The organism is Enterococcus sp. AZ141, from assembly GCF_051714385.1.
GTDB lineage: Bacteria > Bacillota > Bacilli > Lactobacillales > Enterococcaceae > Enterococcus_D > Enterococcus_D entomosocium.
Genome location: NZ_JBIORT010000001.1, coordinates 655,034 through 674,783, shown reverse-complemented (window position 1 = coordinate 674,783; position 19,750 = coordinate 655,034). Strand labels below are relative to the sequence as shown.

Sequence of the window (19,750 nt, the reverse complement as noted above, 5' to 3'; positions counted from 1 at the left end):
AAAACACTGAAAAAAACCATGTAAGAAAAAGGAGAGATTTGATTATGACAACAGCAACTATTACAAAAGCAACGATTAAACCATTTATCCAAGAGCGTTTAGCCGCTTATCAAGCCTTGGCATTAGATATCCATAATCACCCAGAAGTCAGCAACTATGAGTTTTACTCAGCCGATGCCCTGATCGCCCAATTAGAAAAAGAAGGCTTTGCTGTTAAAAAGGATGTCGCAGGACATCGCACCGGCTTTGATGCCCGCTATGTCAGTGGAAAACCGGGCCCAACGATTGCCTTTTTAGCTGAGTACGATGCGTTACCAGGGATCGGTCATGCTTGTGGGCACAATCTCTTCGGGACTTATTCCGTCTTAGCAGCCAGTGCCCTGCAACCTTTCATCGATGAGCTAGGCGGGGAGATTCGAGTCTATGGGACGCCAGGAGAAGAAGGTGGGGAAAATGGTTCCGCTAAAGGCAGTTTTGTCCGTGAAGGGTTCTTCAATGATGTCGATGCCGCTCTTTGTGTCCATCCAGCCCATCGCTATGGCAAAACGACAGCGTCATTAGCCAATGATCCAGTGGATATCAAGTTCTATGGTCGAGCTTCCCATGCGGCAGCTGCACCAGAAAAAGGCATCAACGCGTTAGAAGCATTGCTGCAAGTCTTTAACGGGATCAATGGATTGCGTCTGCACTTACCAAAAGACGTCAATATTCATGGTGTGATCACCGATGGTGGCGTGGCAGCCAATGTCGTGCCAGAATATGCAGCCGGTCGTTTTTATTTACGAGCAGCCAATCGAGCGACCTTGAACGATGTCTACGAGAAAGTCGAAAACATCGTCAAAGGAGCCGCTTTAGCCACGGGAGCGACCTATGAATTCGGCTTGTTCCAAAACTCCGTCGATGATGTGATCGTGACACCAAGTTTTGATGAGATTTTCTTTGCGCATGCCCAAGAAGCGGGCGTACCTGCCGATGAGATCGATACGGAAGCCAAAACAAGTCTTGGTTCTTCTGATGTCGGCAATGTCAGTCAAGTGATCCCGACGATCCAACCCACCGTTTCGATTTCAGATGACTACATTGCGGGTCATTCGAAAGAATTCAAAGCCGCTGCCAAGAGTGAAAAAGGCTTGCAGTCGATCGCTATCGCGGCTGAACTTTTAGCGCTGACCGCGTTAGATCTTTTTGAACAACCGGCGTTATTAGAAAAAATCAAAGCCGATCATCAAGAAAGCCTAGCAAAAGGCAATTAACGCCAAAACCGTGAAGGAAGATATCCAGAGGATACTCAATAATATAGAAGAAAAAAAAGTCTCTGCCGCAAAATGTCGGTAGAGACTTTTTAGTTAGTCGATGACTAAAATGCCTTCTTTCAATGAAAAAGGATTTTGTTGATTGATATGATCGTAGAACATGACCCCGTTCAAATGATCGATCTCATGCTGAACGACGATCGCAGGATAGTTCTTTAAACGAACTTTTTTCTTTTTGCCGTTGATGTCGTAATAGCTGATCGTGATCCGGGCATGGCGTACCACGTAGCCAGGGACTTCACGGTCCACGGACAGGCAGCCCTCGCCTTCACCCAAACAAGCTTCTTGCACGGAATGACTTAGAATTTTAGGATTGTAAAGAACATCTTTAAAATCAGGTTCTGCTTTTTCTGGGTCGCTGCTAGGGACGAGGACCGCTGTGATTCGTTTTGAAATATCTAATTGAGGAGCTGCTAGACCAACACCACCTCTTAATTCGAGTTCTTCTGCCTTGACTGGGTCTTGGCTGTTTTCTAAAAAGGTCATCATTTCTTTTCCTAGTGCGATATCTTCTTCGCTCAAAGGAAATGGTACTTCTTTTGCTACTTCACGCAAGGTTGGATTGCCTTCGCGAATAATATCATCCATTGTAATCATTGATGATGTGATTCCTCCTACTATGTAAAAATGACGAAAGCAAGTTTCGTTCCTAATAAAGTGTACCACAAGTGCAGAAAGAAGGGCATAAGAAAGTTTAAACGCTAAAGCTTTCTTATTAAATGAAACGATATTTCTATATTGATGGTTTAATTATGAAATATAGTTGCGAACAGGAAGAGAATCAGTTATAATGCTTTTATAGAAAACGGTATCACGATAGTGACTCACCAAGGAGGCAAAGAGATGTTCGGCTTTTCTGTATTTATGAACGAAGACTTGACGGCAGCAGAACTTGAGCAGATGACTGCGATGGCATCAGGCTTTAAAGGGATTTTCACCTCCATGCACATACCAGAAGACGATCGCAGTACCTATCGGCAGCGTCTGACGGACTTGGGAGGTTTCGCAAAAGACCATCAGCTGTCTTTAATGGTAGATATTTCTGGAAACGCCTTAGCAGAAGCGGGCTTTTCCATCGACAATCTGGGGGAACTAAGGGAGATCGGTGTCACTGGTTTACGAATGGACTATGCCATCGACAATCAACAAATCGCTGCTTTTTCAAAAGAAATGACCATCAGTTTGAATGCCAGTACATTAACGGAAACAGACATTCGAGAGCTGCAGGCGTATGGAGCCGATTTTACTCGTTTGGAAGCTTGGCACAATTATTACCCCCGGCCAGAAACAGGACTAGATGCTGACTGGTTTCAGGAGAAGAACCGCTGGTTGAAAGCACAAGGCTTTTTCGTCCAAGCCTTTGTTCCAGGAGATGCCAAGAAACGCGGACCGTTATTTCAAGGATTACCCACACTGGAAAGACACCGCAACTGGTCGCCTTTTGCCGCAGCAATCGACTTGTTGGCTACTGGCTCAGTTGATGCTGTTTACATTGGCGATGGCATGGTTTCTGCAAAAAGTGCGCAGCAGTTTGCGACGTATCTGCAAGAAGCGCGGATCGTTTTGCGGGTCAAAGATCTTGGTTCTACTTACTTTGAACACGTACTAGGGGATCACCAGAATCGTTACGATGAAGCTCGAGATGTCTTGCGTAGCACCGATGCCCGTTTCAATGCCATTCCAGAAGTCAAACCTGAACTTAGTCAAGAGCGGCCAATGGGTGCTGTGACGATCGATAACCAAGAGTACTTGCGTTATATGGGAGAGATTCAAGTGTGCAAACGACCATTGCCTGCAGACCCCAAAGTCAACCTCGCCGCTCAGGTGATACCAGCCGATCTGCCTTTGATCCAACAAATCAAAGCAGGGATGCGATTTAAATTAGAAAGAGATGATTCCAATGAATAAAATCAATTTAGACAAATTAACGACTGAACGACGCAATAGCGAAACGAGCAATTTAGATGAAATGACGATTTTAGAAGCGTGCCAAAAAATGAACCAAGAAGATCAAAAAGTTGCCTATGCAGTGGAAAAAGAAATTCCTAGTATTGAAAAAGTGATTGAACAAACTATCGCTGCTTTTAAAAAAGGCGGACGCTTGATTTATCTTGGCGCTGGGACAAGTGGTCGATTAGGCGTCTTGGATGCGGCCGAATGTGTCCCAACCTTTGGGGTATCACCTGAGATGGTGGTTGGTCTGATCGCCGGTGGTGAAGAAGCGATGACGGTCGCTGTCGAAGGAGCAGAAGACTCCTTAACGCTAGGGAAACAAGACCTTGTCGATCTGAAGTTGAACCCAAATGACATGGTGATCGGGATCGCTGCCAGTGGTAGAACGCCTTACGTGATTGGGGCTCTTGATTACGCCAATGAGCTTGGTGCCACAACGGCTACGATCGCTTGTAACAAAGATGCGGAGATCTCTCAACATGCCAGCTTTCCAATTGAAGTCGATTGTGGCCCAGAGTTTCTGACGGGTTCGACTCGTTTGAAATCAGGAACTGCCCAAAAATTGATTTTGAATATGATCTCGACGTTATCGATGGTAGGGATCGGTAAAGTCTACAATAATTTGATGGTCGACGTGAAAGCGACCAACGAAAAATTGGTGGAACGCTCAAAACGGATCATCATGCAGGCAACTGAAGCTGATTATGAAACAGCCGCTGCAGCATTTGAAGAAGCAGATCAGAATGTCAAATTGGCGATCGTGATGCTGTTGACGGATAGCACGAAAGACGAAGCACAAGCAAAACTTGCCACGGCACAAGGGTTTGTCAAAACGGCGTTAGGAGGAGAAAAGTAATGGCAAAAGAAACACTGACGGTAGAAGAGTTAGCGGAGAAGATTTTTCAAGAAGCCGGCGGAATGGACAACGTAGAAACAGTCAATCACTGTATGACTCGCGTACGAATGACCGTCCGCGACCACGACAAGGTCGATCAACAAGGGTTAAAAGAGATTCCCGGCGTGATGGGTGTCGTCAATGACGAGCAGCTGCAAGTCATTATCGGACCAGGGAAAGTCAACAAAGTAGCCAACGCAATGGTGGCAAAAGCCGGTGTTGATTTAGGGCAAGAGATCCCGCAGCAAAAATCAGGCAAAGAGGCGTTATCAGAAAAAACGGCAGAGATGAAAGCAGCCCAAAAAGCCAAACAAAAATCATCACCATTGAAGTCGCTGCTGAAAGACATTTCAAATATCTTTGTTCCAATGATTCCAGCCTTCGTTGGTGCAGGACTCGTTGCAGGGATCGCCTCCGTTCTGACCAACATGATCACTGCTGGAAATTTAGATGGAGACACTTGGAATTATTATGTCATGATTTTAAACGTCCTAAGAAATGGGATGTTCACCTATTTAGCAATCTTTACTGGGGTCAATGCTGCGCAGGTCTTTAAAGCCAATCCAACCCTTGGTGGAGTGATCGGTTCGATCATCTTGCTGACCGGTATGAACCCAGAAGCCCCGATCCAAAACTTGTTCACCGGCGAAGCTTTAGCTGCCAACCAAGGAGGGATCATCGGTGTGATCTTCGCTGTATGGCTTTTGGCGAAATTAGAGGCAGTGCTGCATCGAGTGATTCCTGAAGCGATCGATATTATCGTGACTCCGACGTTGTGTTTGTTGATCATCGGTTTGACGGAGATTTTCTTGATCATGCCATTGGCAGGTCTGATCTCTGACAGCTTAGTCGGTTCAATCACTTGGGTCTTGAATGTGGGCGGTGCGTTTTCTGGGTTTGTCTTAGGGGCGGCCTTCCTACCAATGGTCATGTTTGGTTTGCATCAAATTTTAACCCCGATCCACATCCAAATGATCGAAGCAACAGGCAGCACGCAATTATTACCGATTTTAGCCATGGCTGGTGCCGGTCAAGTCGGAGCAGCTTTCGCCTTATGGGTACGACTACGTAAAGACAAAGAGCTTTCTGAAATGATCAAAGGTGCATTGCCAGTTGGGATCTTAGGTATCGGCGAACCATTGATCTACGGAGTGACATTGCCATTAGGTCGACCATTTATCACTGCTTGTATTGGTGGTGGGATCGGTGGTGCGGTCATTGGCGCTTTGACAAATATCGGCGCAACGGCGATTGGACCATCAGGGCTAGCTTTGATTCCATTGATTGCCAACGGCCGTTGGATGGGCTATATTTTCGGCTTGTTAGCAGGCTATGCTGGCGGCTTCGTTGCCACCTACTTCTTTGGGATTCCTAAAGATCGCTTAGAAGCAGTCAAAGGGATTGAGGCAGAGGAGGCAAAACCAGCTGCAACCGTCACTGTGCAACCGCAACCAAAAGAAACGAGTGAAACGGCGGCAAAGGAAACGGCAGCAAATTCATCAGCAACAACGATCGATACACCCTTATACGCAGTAGCAACAGGCACGACAAAATCAATCAGTGCATCAAGTGATCCGGTATTTTCGCAAAAAATGATGGGCGACGGGTATTTTGTCTTGCCAGACAATGGAGCGATCTTTGCACCAGCAGCAGGAACAATCACAACGATTTTCCCAACGAAACATGCATTGGGGATCAAGACTGCCAGCGGGCTAGAGATTCTGCTACACATGGGTGTCGACACCGTGGAATTGCAAGGAGCACCTTTTGAAATCCTGGTGGAGGAAGGCCAAGCCGTGACACCAGCAACCCAAGTTGCCCAAGTCGATTTGGCGCAGTTGACAGCTAAAGGCAAAGCTTCTGAGATGCTTGTCATTATCACCAATATGGACCAAGCTGCCAACGTTGAACTGTTACCGATCGCGGAAACAAACGCAGGTCAAGCAGTGATGCACGTGGCAACGATAAAATAATGATAAAACCTCTATCTGATAAAGATGGAGGTTTTTTTTAAGAAGTTACTAAATTGATTGCGGAAACGAGGCCTTTATGTTACAGTTTCGTTACAAAGGGAGAAATCCCATACGAGGAGGCAATGACGATGAAAAAAATAATTTGGCTCGGACTAATGACGTTGGCATTTTCACCATTGATGGTTCATGCAGATGAAACGGCTACGAGTGGAAGTGACAATCCGGCTGCCGTTAGCGAGACACTTTCATCAGAAGGGCAAACAGACAGTGAGCAGATCCAAAATTCTGCCCAAGAAAGTACAGCGGAAAACCAAGAAACGGATCAATCCGCTACTTCAGAAACTACAGCTGACGAGAATCAAGAGCCGGTCGATTCCGAAGCCGTTATTGCCTCGATCCAAGCAGAGACAGGAACGCAAAACGTCAATGAAATCAATACATTAGCCGATGAACCTAGTTCGTTGCGTAGTGCGTTAACCCAAGGGATCACTGAAGGCAGTGTGACCGCATTTACCCAAGAACAGTTGGACCAGTTGACAGATGAAGAATTGACCAATGGCAATCGCCTAGCGCTACGTTATTCTAGTGATGCGATGGGCTTTGATATTGCTTACTTGGCAAAAATCATCGGCGCCTTGTTTGTCGATCAGACGTTATCCTGGGAAGCCATTGAGCCGCAACTGGCTTTTGATGCGAATAGCTACGCCAGTTTTGCTGACTTGATTCCTGTCGTGGATCAGTTGCAGGAATATTTACGGGTCGTCTATCCAGCAGACGGAGTCTTTTTACATTTGAATCAAGCCGTTTCCAACGAATGGATGATTTCAATTTTGACCAATTTAAATCAGATGGAACAAGAGATGCAAGTCGATCCAGGTGCCTTTGTCCCAGGACGGATCTCTTATATCATTCAAGCGGCAAATGATTCCATGTATCTGCCTACAGGCACGCAAACGAGTACGACTGAAGAAGCGACGGCAACATCGACGACTGCTCAAGAAACAGCGACAACGACTTCTTCGAAAGAGGCCAACGCTACTGCCGATGGTGAAAAAACATTACCTAAAACCAATGAAGCGCCAAGCTATACCTTACTGATCGCCGGTGTTATCCTGCTGCTGATCGTTTTCTTGATTTTATGGCGCCGAAAGAAAAAATGATCGTTATTTATAATCGGCAGAATGAAAAAATAGCAACCTTCGTTTTCCATCAGGGAAACGAAGGTTTTTTGTTTTCAGAAATTTCATTGGTTATTTCTTTTCAAATAACGCCCTTTATAAAAAGACCAGAATCGATTCCTTCATAAAAAAGTCAAATTTAAATTCTTGCATTCTCTGGTGAGGGGTGTATAATGACACAGTGTCATATGACAACGTGTCATATCGAGAGCTGTGATTTATTTTAAATTAGAAAGGAGTTGCTTGTGATGCCGACCGATACATTTTTTCACTTGCCGCCAGAAAAACAAAAGCGCATCTTAAATGCGGCGAAAAAAGAATTCTCAAGACTGCCGCTGAAAGACGCCTCGATCGCCAACATCATCAAAGATGCCGAGATTCCTCGCGGGAGTTTTTACCAATACTTCGAAAACAAAGAAGATCTTTATTACTATTATTTCCATACGTTGAAAAAAAATAGTCAGCGAGATCTGCTGAAATCGATCCAACATGAAAACGGGGATCTGTTTGCGGGGTTCGAATGGTACTTTTCACGGATGATCGCCGAGGTTTTCAAAGGCAAAAACGCAAACTTTTACCGCAATTTATTTATGAGTATGGATTATCGTTCCTTCCATAAAGTCGTGCCAGAGATGCAGCACAAGATGCATCAAGAACACAAAGCCGATCGGCAGAAGCAGCAAGCCATCTTTTTGTCAGAGGTCGACAAAGATTTATTGAAAGTCAAAGACGACCATGAGTTGAAAATGCTGATCCAGCTGCTGATGCATACCGTCTTTTCGACGATTGCCGAAGCCTATCGCCAATCAGCATTTGATCCAGACTATGATCCTGCCGAAGCGATCGCTGATTTCAACAGTAAAGTCCGCTGGTTAAGAGAGGGCGCAAAAAAAGAAAGAGGGGAAACCTATGATTAAGCTGATAAAACGCGTATCCGTCATTTCCATAATCATGGCAGTGGTGTTTATGGTGATCCAAGTCGTTTCTGATTTGTATCTACCGACATTGACTTCCAATATTATCAACAATGGGGTGGCGACAGGGGACATTGATTACATTTGGAAAACCGGCTTTTACATGATCGGCTTTTCATTGATCAGTATCATCGCCGCTTTAGGAAATACGTATTTCGCAACAAGAGAATCACAAAAATTAGGACAAAAACTACGTTCGGACATTTACCAAAAAGTTGAGAATTTTTCTTCCCGTTCTTTCGATAAATTTGGGACCGCATCATTGATCACACGAACCACTAACGACGTCAACCAAATTCAAATGGTGACGCAAATGTTTTTACGTATGATGATCAATGCACCGATCACACTGATTGGGGCGAGCTTCTTGGCCTATCAAAAAGATGCCCAATTAACACGAATCTTTTTAGTCGTTATTCCTATCATGCTAGTATTAGTTGGCGGTATTATGTATTTTGCCGTTCCTTTATTCAAAAGTATGCAAAAGAAAACTGACCGTTTGAACTTAGTCTTTCGTGAAGGCTTGACGGGGGTCCGCGTTATTCGGGCATTTGACAAGACGGATTATGAAGCGAATCGCTTTGATCAAGCCAACAAAGATTACACCCACACCGCGATCAAAGTAAATACCATCGTGGCCTTGATGATGCCTTTGATGACGTTGATCATGAGTGGAACGAACATTGCCATCACATGGTTTGGTGGTCATTATATTGCCGAAATGACCTTAGAAGTCGGGAACCTGATTGCGTTTATGACTTATGCGATGCAAATTTTGATCAGCTTTATGATGCTGTCCATGATCTTCGTGATGGTGCCAAGAGCCCAAGCATCAGCTGACCGGATCAACGAAGTCTTAAATGAAGAAGATGAAATTCTCGATCCAAAAACACCAGCGACATTGAGCTTACAAGGGGATCAAGCAACCTTGACTTTTGACCATGTGGCGTATCGCTACCAAGGCGCTGAGAAATTGGCGTTGGAAGATATCGACTTCCAAGCAAAATCTGGTGATTTTGTTGCCATCATCGGTGGGACGGGCTCAGGGAAAACGACACTAGTCAATCTCTTGCCTCGTTTGTACGATGTGGAGTCTGGTGCAATCAAAATCAATGGGGTCAATATTGCAGAAATCACCCAGCACAATCTACGAGAAGTCGTGGGCTTTGTTCCGCAAAAAGCGGTACTGTTTTCCGGTACCATTCGTGAAAATATGAAATACGGAAAACCTGATGCGACAGACGAAGAAATCTGGCAAGCATTAGAGATCGCCCAAGCCAAAGATTTTGTCTCCGAACTGGCAGATGGCTTAGATAGCCGTGTAGAACAAGGCGGCGGCAACTTCTCTGGTGGACAACGTCAACGTTTAGCGATTGCTCGTGCGTTAGTGAAACAAGCAGATGTCTATGTCTTTGATGATTCCTTCTCCGCATTGGACTTCAAAACCGATGCAAACTTACGAGCAGCGCTGAAACGCGACATGCAAGACAGCATCATGGTCGTGGTTGCCCAACGGGTCAGCACCGTCATGGATGCCGATACGATCTTAGTATTAGATGAAGGACAACTCGTAGGGAAAGGGACCCATGAATCATTAATGGCAGACAATGAAACCTATCAAGAAATCGTTTCTTCACAATTGAGAGAGGAGGATCTTGCATGAGTGAAAAGAAAACAACAACACAACACCGTGGCGGACCAATGGGTGGCGGCCCGGGCCGTAACATCGGTGCCAAAGGACCAAAACCAAAAAACTTTTGGGGGACGGTCAAACGGCTTTTCGGGTACATGTCGAAACGCTCCATCGCTATCATTGCCGTCTTCGTTTTAGCGATCGCAGCCGTGATCTTCCAAATCCAAACACCGAAAATTTTAGGAGAAGCGACCACTGAAATTTTTAAAGGGGTCATGATCGGTACGCAGCAGATGCAAGCCGGCCAACAGGTGACAGAATTTCCTATCGATTTTGAGAAAGTTGGTCAAATCATTTTGATCGCGATCGGCATGTATGTGATTTCAGCCGTCTTCAACTTTCTACAACAGTTTATTATGACCCGTGTCTCTCAACGAACGGTTTATGAGCTGCGTCGAGACTTAGATGAAAAAATGAACCGCTTGCCGATCTCTTACTATGATACTCACTCAAATGGGGATATCATGTCACGGGCAATCAATGATATGGATAATATCGCAAGTACCCTGCAACAAAACTTGACCCAATTTATTACGAGTGTCGTGACCTTTATCGGGGTTTTGTGGATGATGCTGACGATCAGTTGGCAACTGACTTTGATTGCTTTAGCAACGGTTCCTTTAAGCTTGATCGTCGTGATGATCGTCGCACCAAAATCGCAAAAATTCTTTGCGGCCCAACAAAAAAGTTTAGGATTGCTCAATGACCAAGTCGAAGAAACTTACGGCGGTCATACAGTAGTCAAAACCTTCAACCATGAAGCTGCCGATCAAGTCGTTTTTGAAGAAGAAAATGACCGTCTGTATTCTGCTGGTTGGAAAGCCCAATTTATTTCAGCGATCATTATGCCCTTGATGAACTTCATTAAAAACTTAGGCTATGTCTTCGTGGCTGTCCTTGGTGGAATCAAGGTAGCGAATGGGAACATGACGTTAGGGGATGTGCAAGCATTCTTGCAATACACCAATCAATTCTCTCAACCGATCACTCAAATCGCTAGCTTGCTAAACACCATCCAATCAACCGTTGCATCTGCCGAACGGGTCTTTGAAGTCTTGGATGAAGAAGAAATGAATGATGAGCCTTCTGGTTTACCAGTGGAAGACAGTGAATACAAAGTTCGTTTCGATCATGTTCAATTTGGTTATGCCCCAGACAAATTATTGATGACCGATTTTAATCTGGATGTCAAAGCTGGTGAGATGGTGGCTATCGTAGGACCAACCGGCGCTGGGAAAACCACGCTGATCAATCTCTTGGAACGTTTTTATGATGTTTCTGGCGGTAGCATTCGTTATGATGGCAGAGATACCCGAGACTTGACTCGTGATGAATTGCGTAGTAATATCTCGATGGTGCTGCAAGATACGTGGTTGTTTACCGGCTCCATCTATGACAACATTCATTATGGAAATGAAAAAGCGACCAAAGAACAAGTGATTGCTGCGGCGAAGGCTGCCCATGTGGATGATTTTGTTCGCAAATTGCCAGAAGGCTATGATACGGTCTTGAATGAAGAAGCCAGCAATATCTCCCAAGGTCAACGTCAGCTGATCACGATCGCCCGTGCCTTCTTAGCGGATCCAGATGTATTGATTTTGGATGAGGCAACTTCTAGTGTCGATACGCGGACAGAGATTTTGATCCAGAAAGCAATGGGACGTTTGTTAGAAAATCGGACCAGCTTTGTGGTTGCTCACCGTCTCTCTACGATTCGTGATGCTGACAATATCATCGTGATGAATCACGGATCTATTGTTGAAACTGGAAACCATGAGGAATTGATGGCGCAAAACGGTTTCTATGCAGACCTTTATAACAGTCAATTTTCAGAAGAAGTGGCGTGATCCACTGTTTGTAATGAAAGAAATTCTTCCCCAAATGATAATAAACAGACCGCCAAAGGTTGACTGAAAGAAAGCAGTGATTGTCACTGCTTTCTTTTTTTATGAATTTTTATCGCTTTAATTTAAATATTTATTGCAATTATCTAGATAAAAATGTATATTAATACATAATTTCGAATGATCCAAGACAAGGAGTGAAACCAATGAGTCATCTTTTTCCTAATTACAGCCGTTTGCCCATCGATATCCAGCAAGGCAGCGGGAGCTATGTCGTAGATTCGCAAGGGAACCAATATTTAGATTTAACGAGCGGTATCGGGGTTGTCAATCTCGGTTATGGACATCCCAAAGTGCAAGCCGCTTTGATGACCCAAGCAGAGCAGATTTGGCATGTGCCGAATTTATATGACAGCCAACTACAAGAAGAAGTTGCCCAAAAGCTGACCCAAAACCAAAAGAACGTATCAGACGAGCCGTATCTGGCCTATTTTTGTAATAGCGGCGCTGAGGCGAACGAAGCAGCTTTAAAGCTGGCTCGCAAAGCGACTGGCCGTAGCAAAGTCATCAGTTTTGAACAATCTTTCCACGGTCGGACCTTTGGCGCGATGTCTTTGACTGGGCAAAGCAGTATTCACGATGGGTTTGGTCCGCTGGTACCAGAGATGGTTTATGTACCGTTTAATGACCTTGAGGCATTGCAAGCCGTTTTAGATGAGCAGACGGCAGCCGTGTTTTTAGAATTGATCCAAGGCGAAGGCGGCGTGATCCCTGCTGAGGTGGCATGGGTCCAAGCCGTGGCAGCCCTTTGTCAGGAGCAGGGAGCACTGCTAGTGGTGGATGAGATCCAAACCGGGATGGGACGGACAGGAACGCTGTTTGCGTTTGAAGGATACGGCATTGAACCTGATCTTTTTACCGTAGCCAAAGGGCTTGGTAACGGGATCCCTGTCGGAGCGATGCTAGGCAAAAGTCATTTGCAAACGGCTTTTGGACCAGGTAGTCACGGTTCGACCTTTGGTGGCAATAAATTAGCGATGGCCGCTGCTAGTGCCGTTTGCAGTGTGTTGCAAGAAGAGGACATTCAAGTCAATGTTCAATTGCGCCAGCAGCAGTTTTTCGACGGATTGCAAGGATTATCTAAAGTGCAGGCGATTCGTGGGAAAGGATTGATGATCGGTATCGAATTAGCAGATTCGGAAAGCTTGCAATCCGTGTTGACCCAACTGCGGAACCAAGGCCTCCTCGCATTAAAGGCGGGAACCAAGGTTTTGCGCTTGCTGCCACCCTTAACGATCTCGCAAGAGGAAACGCAAGCAGCCTTGGCGATTTTACAAGCGATCTTAGCATAATTGTATAAAAATAGATTTTTTGGGCATTTTTTCTTATAAAAACCGAATAACAGCGAGTTTATTTTGAATAGTTTTATAAATAATCATTGACAGAGCGATGGGAGTTTCTTATAATCTTAAGTAAATTCTTTTGAGGAGTGACGTGTTTGAAGGCAGCAATCGTTGGTGTAACAGGGTATACCGGAATTGAATTGATTCGTTTGATCCAGCAGCATCCCCAATTGGAGGTGGGCACCTTGCATAGTCATTCTATGCATGAAAATTCATCAGTTTTGTATCCTCATTTAATTGGACTGACAGAGCGGTTAATCGAACCTTTTGATGCAGAAAAAATCCAAAAGGAAAATCAACTCGTGTTTTTTGCGACTCCTGCTGGAATCAGCAAAGAACTCGCAGCGACTCTTGTCGCAAATGACTTTCCAGTGATTGACCTTTCTGGTGATCTGCGATTGAAGGATCGGGATAGCTATCAAAAATGGTATCACCAAGAAGCTGCCCCTGCCGAGTTGTTGGCACACGCGACCTATTCGCTGCCTGAGTTTGCAACGACTCCTGGCAATTTGATCGCCAATCCAGGCTGTTATGCGACTGCTGCCATTTTAGTGGCTGCGCCGTTGGTTCAGCAAAAACTATTCAGCGGCACGTTGATTTTTGATGGCAAGTCGGGCTTATCGGGTGCTGGTAAGAAATTGACCGACAGCAGTCACTTTGCAACCGCTGCGGATAACATGACGATGTATAAGCCAAATCAGCATCAGCATATTCCCGAGATCATGCAACAGTTTCAACAATGGGATCAGGCAATGCCGCCGATCCAATTTTCTACCAGCTTACTGCCTGTCAAAAGAGGGATCTTTATGACGCTTTATGCGCCTCTCAAAGACGCGATTTCGCAAGAGGACATCTATGAGCAGTACGTAAAAACGTATCAAGACCATCCGTTTGTTCGAGTGCAACCGTTAGGAAAGCTGCCCGAGCTACGGCAAGTGACGGGAACGAATTTTTGTGACATTGGCCTATGTTTCAATCCGCTGACCCAAGTGTTGACCGTTGTCGCAGTGATCGATAATTTAGGCAAAGGGGCTGCTGGCCAAGCGATCCAAAACTTCAATCGATGGGCAGGGATACCAGAAACGACCGGTCTTATGCAAGCTCCGTTATACCCATAAAATAGCCAACAGACACGTGAGGATACTCGTGTCAGCCAGTGGACAATCCGCAAAAAGGTGGCAGTAGGAGGAAAGAAAATGAAAGAAATCGAAGGAACGATCGCAACCCCCAAAGGTTTTTTTGCCGACGGTCTGCATTGCGGTCTGAAGAAAGAGAAAGTCGATCTTGGTTGGATCGTCTCTGAAGTGCCAGCCAGTGCTGCGGCAGTCTTTACCACCAATCAAGTACAAGCGGCACCCATTCTCGTTACAAAGGAAAAAATGCAAGCAGGCACCTTGCAAGGCGTGATCGTCAATGCGGGCAATGCCAATGCTTGTACCGGGGAGCAAGGTTTAAAAGATGCACAAGAGATGGCAGAATTGGCAGCAGCCCAGCTACATACGAGTCCCGAAGCCTTTGCGGTAGCCTCCACCGGAATCATTGGCAAGAGCTTACCGATGGAAAAAATCACTGCAGGGATTCAGCAACTAAACAGGCAAGGGGATGCCCACCGATTTCAAAGAGCAATTTTGACGACGGATCTGACTGAAAAAAGCAGTGTCATCCAATCAACGATCGCTGACAAAACGGTGACTGTTGCGGGCTGTGCCAAAGGGTCTGGTATGATCCATCCTAATATGGCCACGATGCTGGCCTTTGTTACGACGGATGCAGCGATCTCGTCAGCACTCTTGCAAACACTGCTGAAAGAGTTGACCGATGTCACCTTTAATCAAATCACGGTCGATGGTGATACATCTACCAATGATATGGTGTTAGTTTTAGCCAACGGGTTAGCCAAAAATCCAACGATCGAAGCCGATACGCCAGCTTATCATGAGTTTAAAGGGATGCTTAAAGCAGTTCTGACCGCCTTAGCCAAAGCAATTGCGAAGGACGGAGAAGGCGCCAGCAAATTGATCGAAGCTCACACGAGTGGAGCTGTGACCGATGAAGCAGCCCGCATGATCAGCAAAACCATCGTCGGTTCGCCGCTGGTCAAAACAGCCCTCTTTGGCAAAGACCCAAACTGGGGGCGTATCTTATGTGCAGTGGGTTATAGTGGGCAACCCATCGATCCAGCAACGGTATCGATCGCATTAGCCGACATTCCCGTCTTTGTCCAAGGGACGCCGGTAGCTTTTGACGAAACCATCATGCAAGAACAGTTGGCGGAAAATGAAGTCAAAGTCGCTGTTGAGCTGAAAGAAGGGGCAGGTGTTGGCACCGCTTGGGGCTGTGATCTGACGTATGACTATGTGAAAATCAACGCACTATATCATACCTGAAACAAATCAGGTACTAGACAAAAAGGAGCGAGTAGATGGAAACGATCGTAGTAAAAATCGGCGGTGTCGCCTCAGAAAATTTAACCCCGTCATTCTTTGAGACGATAGCAGATTGGCAAGCTGCGGGCAAAAAAGTGGTCATCGTCCATGGCGGTGGTCACTACATCTCAGAAATGATGGAGAAAATGGCGTTGACAGTCAAAATCAAAGACGGCTTGCGGGTGACCGATCCCCAGACGCTTGAAGTGACTAGAATGGTCCTTTTGGGACAAGTTCAACCGCTGATTACGACTGCTTTCCAGCAAGCTGGCTTCCATGCCGTGGGACTGAATGCTGGCTGTGATCAGCTGATCCAAGGAGAAGTTATCGATGAGGAGAAATTAGGGCAAGTAGGGAAAGTTCAGCGAATCAACGCCGCCTTCTTGCAGCTCTTGACAGAGAAAAAACATGTCCCGATCTTGGCCCCACTAGGAATTACGCCAGAGGGGCAATGGTTGAACATCAACGCGGATGAAGTGGCTTGTCAGGTCGCAGCCAGCTTACAAGCCGAAAAACTGTATTTGTTGACGGATGTCCCTGGGATCAAGCAAGAAAGCAAGTGGTTGTCGGCTGTTTCTTTTGAGGAGATCCCCCAACTGATCGCCGAAGAAGTAGTCACGGGCGGCATGCTGCCAAAACTAAAAAGTGCTCAGAAAGCCTTAAAAGCAGGGGTAGCTGCCGTTTGTATCACCGATCGGATCGATCGTTTAGGAACCCAGATCCTCGCGGCAAGTCCAGCAGCAGCTGGCTGTAGTTGAAGCCATTAGCGACACCCAAGCGCCTCCTCTCTACTCATAAAAATGCAAAATTCTGACTTTTCTGTGCGTTTCTTCTTATTTTCTCTAAAAAAAGAATAAAAGAGATAGGGATTTCATTTGCTAGAATTTCGTTTTATCAGTACAATGAGTACATATGTAAGTAGGGGGAGAAACAATGACAGATTTCTTATTGGGGAGCAGTACGAAGTTGCTGACTGTTGCAATTCGGGTAAAAGACCGCGATCAAGCGATTGCCTTTTATCGCGATGTACTTGGCTTTGAGCTGAAAAGAGAAGAAAATGAGTTGGCCATCTTTGGTCTAAAAGGATTAGATAGAGAAGTTTTATGGTTGGAAGAAAGCCCGCGTGCCAACGACCATTTCGGTGAGATCAAAAAGATGCAGCGCATCGTTTTAGCCGTATCCTCGCTAGAAGAAGCGGCAACTATCGCGAGCAATGCCCAACAAAAAGCGATTGCTTTCGAAGAAGCTCGTTATGAAGCGAATCAATTAGGCTTCCTGATAGCTGATCCAGAAGGAAACAAAATCGAAGTCTTATTTACAGCACCCGCAGGAACTGCGGTACCAAAAGACGAAGCAGAATTGATCAAAGCGGCACCTGCAAAAGCGGCTGGCTTATCAAAAGAAGCTCATTTTGGCAAGCTGTATTTAAACGTCAGTAATCTAGCCAAAGAGCAGCTTTTCTTAGAAGAAAGCTTAGGCTTGAAAACAAAAGAAGCCGAAACGAAGGAATTTATCCTCAATGATGGTGACTTCCAAGTTGGCTTGACGGAAGCACAAGGTGGTACGATCGATTTACCGACCCATGAGGTGCTTGGCTTAGACTTCTTGAAAATCTCCATCAGTCAAGAAGATATCGATACATTGGAAAAACACTTGTCTGAGAAGAATCAAGAGTTTTTCATCGACAAAAAACGGCAATTGTTGACGACCTACGATGCGATCGGTATCGAATGGTGGTTTATCGTAAAAAAATAAATCCAAATAGATAAGAAAAACATCGGAAACTCTTTTGAGTGGTCGATGTTTTTTGATGGCTAAGAAACCAAGCAAGCGAATCGATTAGCTGATCGAGGCGAATAGCTGGAGAAAAAAAGGGCATAACGAGTTTTGTTTGCTGCTAAAAAGTGCTAAAGTTAGAAGCAAGACAAGCCTGAAAGGAGCGAGTAGGGAATGATGACAATGTACCCAGAAACAGTACAGCTCATTCAAGAAAAAATGCCGACCGTTTTCCCAGGAGCGGTGCTGCGTTTTATCGCTGGTGAAACCCAAGAGACCCAGGTATTCGGACAGGCAGCGCTTCTTCCGAAAACCGAACCTATGACGAAAGATCATTTGTTTGATTTAGCCTCATTGACGAAAGTCGTTTGTACAACGAGTGTTCTGTTAAAATTGTGGGATCAAGGAAAAATCGAGATGGAGGCGCCGCTTACTCGTTGGTTGCCAGCGTTTAAAGACGATCGGGTAACGATCAAGCACTTGCTGACGCATACGGCAGCCATCAACACGTGGATTCCTCATCGAGACCAGTTGGATGCTGCTGCCTTGCGCAAGGCGTATTTGCAGCTTGAAAGCAGTGATACGATCGGTCAAACGGTCAGCTATACGGATACTGGGACGATTTTGCTGGGCTTTTTATTGGAGGAGCTGTATCAAAAACCAGTGACCGAGATTTTTCAAGAAGAAGTCTTGACGCCTTTAGGCATGAAGAACAGCGGCTTTCCGCCTTTTCCTCCTTCACAGCTGCCATTGATCGTGCCTACCCAGCAGCAGCCAGACGGCAGTATCCTTAGAGGAATCACCCATGACCCAAAAGCACGAGTGCTGGGAAACCATGCCGGCAACGCCGGGTTGTTTTCTACCGTGGATGATTTGACGCTGTTCGTTCAACTGTTATTGGCAAATGGTCAGCAGCAAGGTGCGCCGTTTTTCTCAGAAAAAGTGATGCAGGCGCTGGCTCAGAGGCAGACGCCTGAAAGCACAAAGCCCCGCACCTATGGCTGGGACTTATTGGGTGCACCATACCAATTATTTCATACAGGCTATACAGGCACGTTTCTCGCAGTAGATATCCCTAACCAAAAAGCGTTTATTTTCTTATCGAATCGGGTCCATCCAGTGGATCATCGAGAAAGCTACTTGGGTCATCGTGACGAAATCCTGCAATGTTACTTAAAAGAATCTGCCGAATAAGCGGATTCATGCTATAATATGCACGAACAACTAGAGAGGGGAACAATTATGGAACCATTGTTTATGAAACCTGTTTTTCAAGAAAAAATTTGGGGCGGCAGTCGCCTGCATTCTGTTTTTGGTTTTGATTTACCGAGTGACAAAATCGGTGAAGATTGGGCGATCAGTGCGCATCCTCATGGGGTGAGCGTCATTGAAAATGGTCCTTTTAAAGGCAAAACATTGGCGGATCTTTGGCAAGACCATCAAGAACTGTTTGGACATTCAGACGAACCAGTCTTTCCATTATTAATTAAAATTCTAGACGCGGAAGATGATCTATCCGTTCAGGTCCATCCTGATGACACGTATGGGCTAGCCCATGAAGGGGAATTAGGGAAAACGGAATGCTGGTACATTATTGATGCCGAACCAGGTGCGGAAATCATTTATGGCCACCACGCACAAACCAAAGAAGAACTTGCGGAAATGATCGAAGCGGGTCGTTGGGATGATTTGTTAACAAAAGTCCCTGTGAAAAAAGGCGATTTCTTCTACGTGCCAAGTGGAACGATCCATGCCATTGGGAAAGGGATCATGATCTTAGAAACCCAACAAAGCTCGGATACGACTTATCGGGTGTACGACTATGATCGTACTGATGATCAAGGACAAACACGGGAGCTGCATATCCAACAATCAATCGATGTGACGACGATTCCTGCACGGACGCCAGAATTATCGATCCGTGAAGTCAAACAAGGACAATCAGCAGTCGTTACCTATCTTGAAACGCCATTTTTCAATGTGTATGAATGGGAAGTACGTGGGAAATTATCTTTGGCACAAAAGGCCGATTATACCTTGATGACCGTGATTGATGGGTATGGGCAGTTGATGATCGACGGTCATTCCTATGAACTAAAAATGGGCACGAGCTGCATTTTGCCAAACCCGATCAAGAAATGGGAATTGGTTGGTGAATTGACTGTCATTGCCTCTGAACCTGGAAAAAAATAAAACGATCAGCAAGTGACGTGATTCGCACAAGCAAAACAGCACACGTTCCTGATTTTTCGTAAGGCTGAACGCGTTCAGCTGCCTGTCATCATTGGCGATTTTTCCGCTTTTGACTGACAGGTTTTTTCG

Annotated in this window: 16 protein-coding genes; 15 read left to right on the top strand and 1 reads right to left on the bottom strand. The window is 45.5% G+C overall.

The annotated features are described in order from the left end of the window. The first annotated feature begins 44 nt into the window (after nt 1-44). Nucleotides 45-1,253 (top strand): M20 family metallopeptidase, encoded by a 1,209-nt coding sequence (locus IGI89_RS03085; RefSeq protein WP_144331001.1) that lies wholly within the window; start codon nt 45-47, stop codon nt 1,251-1,253. 93 nt (nt 1,254-1,346) lie between these two features. Here IGI89_RS03085 and def read toward each other — a convergent pair whose 3' ends face one another. Next, the gene (def, locus tag IGI89_RS03080; RefSeq protein ID WP_008376209.1) at nt 1,347-1,910 is read right to left on the bottom strand and encodes a peptide deformylase; all 564 of its coding nucleotides are present in this window, start codon (nt 1,908-1,910) and stop codon (nt 1,347-1,349) included. Nucleotides 1,911-2,156: 246 nt separating this feature from the next. Between def and IGI89_RS03075 the strand changes: the two genes are divergently transcribed. From IGI89_RS03075 to manA, 14 genes are all read left to right on the top strand, one after another. Next, nucleotides 2,157-3,221, top strand: a complete 1,065-nt coding sequence (locus IGI89_RS03075; RefSeq protein WP_438735323.1) for a DUF871 domain-containing protein — start codon at nt 2,157-2,159, stop codon at nt 3,219-3,221. Next, the gene (murQ, locus tag IGI89_RS03070) at nt 3,214-4,122 is read left to right on the top strand and encodes an N-acetylmuramic acid 6-phosphate etherase (protein WP_008376205.1); all 909 of its coding nucleotides are present in this window, start codon (nt 3,214-3,216) and stop codon (nt 4,120-4,122) included. The genes IGI89_RS03075 and murQ overlap by 8 nt, the downstream gene beginning before the upstream one ends. Beyond that, complete coding sequence (locus IGI89_RS03065) at nt 4,122-6,134, top strand: glucose PTS transporter subunit IIA (protein WP_194199310.1); 2,013 nt, start codon at nt 4,122-4,124, stop codon at nt 6,132-6,134. Before murQ ends, IGI89_RS03065 begins: the two co-directional genes overlap by 1 nt. Before the next feature lie 128 nt (nt 6,135-6,262). Further along, complete coding sequence (locus tag IGI89_RS03060) at nt 6,263-7,294, top strand: LPXTG cell wall anchor domain-containing protein (RefSeq protein WP_061053671.1); 1,032 nt, start codon at nt 6,263-6,265, stop codon at nt 7,292-7,294. A gap of 266 nt (nt 7,295-7,560) precedes the next feature. Then, entirely contained in the window at nt 7,561-8,229 is a 669-nt protein-coding gene (locus IGI89_RS03055; protein WP_005232294.1) for a TetR/AcrR family transcriptional regulator, read from the top strand. Then, entirely contained in the window at nt 8,222-9,949 is a 1,728-nt protein-coding gene (locus tag IGI89_RS03050) for an ABC transporter ATP-binding protein (RefSeq protein WP_008376197.1), read from the top strand. Before IGI89_RS03055 ends, IGI89_RS03050 begins: the two co-directional genes overlap by 8 nt. After that, nucleotides 9,946-11,826 carry an ABC transporter ATP-binding protein gene (locus IGI89_RS03045; protein WP_061053672.1) on the top strand — a complete coding sequence of 627 codons (1,881 nt, stop codon included), beginning with the start codon at nt 9,946-9,948 and terminating at the stop codon, nt 11,824-11,826. Before IGI89_RS03050 ends, IGI89_RS03045 begins: the two co-directional genes overlap by 4 nt. 203 nt (nt 11,827-12,029) lie before the next feature. Beyond that, nucleotides 12,030-13,175 carry an acetylornithine transaminase gene (locus IGI89_RS03040; RefSeq protein ID WP_438735322.1) on the top strand — a complete coding sequence of 382 codons (1,146 nt, stop codon included), beginning with the start codon at nt 12,030-12,032 and terminating at the stop codon, nt 13,173-13,175. Between the two features lie 146 nt (nt 13,176-13,321). Next, a complete protein-coding gene (argC, locus tag IGI89_RS03035; RefSeq protein WP_438735321.1) occupies nt 13,322-14,344 on the top strand; it encodes an N-acetyl-gamma-glutamyl-phosphate reductase in 1,023 nt (340 codons plus the stop codon). A 78-nt stretch (nt 14,345-14,422) separates the two neighbouring features. Then, nucleotides 14,423-15,613: a bifunctional glutamate N-acetyltransferase/amino-acid acetyltransferase ArgJ gene (argJ, locus tag IGI89_RS03030; protein ID WP_034872069.1), complete on the top strand. Its 1,191-nt coding sequence runs from the start codon at nt 14,423-14,425 to the stop codon at nt 15,611-15,613. Nucleotides 15,614-15,648: 35 nt separating this feature from the next. Further along, on the top strand, nt 15,649-16,410 hold the full coding sequence (gene argB, locus IGI89_RS03025; RefSeq protein ID WP_087664814.1) for an acetylglutamate kinase: 762 nt from the start codon (nt 15,649-15,651) through the stop codon (nt 16,408-16,410). Nucleotides 16,411-16,585: 175 nt separating this feature from the next. Continuing rightward, on the top strand, nt 16,586-17,407 hold the full coding sequence (locus tag IGI89_RS03020; protein WP_087664815.1) for a VOC family protein: 822 nt from the start codon (nt 16,586-16,588) through the stop codon (nt 17,405-17,407). A gap of 198 nt (nt 17,408-17,605) precedes the next feature. Further along, a complete protein-coding gene (locus tag IGI89_RS03015; protein WP_082741607.1) occupies nt 17,606-18,622 on the top strand; it encodes a serine hydrolase domain-containing protein in 1,017 nt (338 codons plus the stop codon). Nucleotides 18,623-18,667: 45 nt separating this feature from the next. Beyond that, a complete protein-coding gene (gene manA, locus IGI89_RS03010; RefSeq protein ID WP_176257035.1) occupies nt 18,668-19,621 on the top strand; it encodes a mannose-6-phosphate isomerase, class I in 954 nt (317 codons plus the stop codon). Nucleotides 19,622-19,750: the final 129 nt, after the last annotated feature.